Consider the following 889-nt stretch of genomic DNA (forward strand, 5'->3'; position numbering starts at 1 on the left):
TTGATGCTCCTATCTCTGTCAAGGGGTTAAGCAGCGCCGATGTGTTGGATGTTGAGCCAGTGGCGGTAGTTGGCGGCCAGGGTGTCATCGCGGGTGAGCCCGCGTTCCAGGCGGGAGATCGCGGTGGGCCAGAGGCCGAAGTGATTGGCGACAGCGGTGAGGGTGATGTTGCGGGCTTGGCGGGCTGGACGGAGGTCGCTGTAGTCATCGATCGGGCATGGTGCGGTGAGGTGTCGGAACATCTCGCGGGCGATGGCCCGTTTGAGCAGCCGTAGAACGTCCTTTTTTGAGCGTCCGGCGGCGAGTTGGCGGGCGATGTAGTTGCGAGTGCGCTGGTCATGGGACCAGCGGACCAGGGCGATGCGGTGCAGGGCGTTGTTAGCGGCGCGGTCTCCGCCGCGGGAAAGCCGGTGTCGGGTGGTCTTTCCCGACGACGCTGGGATGGGTGCGACACCGGCGAGCATGGCGAACGCCGCCTCACTTCGGAGTCGGTGAGTGTTGGTGCCGGCGGTGATCAGCAGCTGCGCGGCGGTGTCCGGACCGACGCCGTAGGCGGCCCGCAGGCCGGGATTGAGTGCCGAAGTCAGGGAGTCGAGTTCGGCGGTCAGTTCGCGGTCTTGGCGCTCGAGGAACTCGACGCGCTGCGCGAGTGCTTTGCAGGCGGTCAACACCGACACCGCGGTGGGGTCCTCCTGCGTGGCAGGTCGACACCGTGCCAACGCGTCGATCAGTCGCAATGTGCTGGGGTAGCGGCGGTAGCGCTCGCGCAGGTCAGCCGGGGCTGTCACGAGCAGGTTCTTGATCTGTGCGACGGCCGCAGTGCGGGCTTTGATTGCGCCGCGGCGGGCAATCAGCAGAGCTTTGAGAGCCCCCGTGTGCGGATCTTTAG

Annotated in this window: 1 protein-coding gene; it reads right to left on the reverse strand. The window is 66.3% G+C overall.

Annotation, left to right across the window (positions count from 1 at the left end; genetic code table 11):
• Window positions 1–26: 26 nt before the first annotated feature.
• The coding region (locus ACAG24_RS29470) for a transposase (RefSeq protein WP_370476388.1) at window positions 27–889 on the reverse strand (863 nt) is incomplete at its 5' end.

This window comes from Mycobacterium bulgaricum (genome assembly GCF_041287165.2).
Taxonomy (GTDB): domain Bacteria; phylum Actinomycetota; class Actinomycetes; order Mycobacteriales; family Mycobacteriaceae; genus Mycobacterium; species Mycobacterium bulgaricum.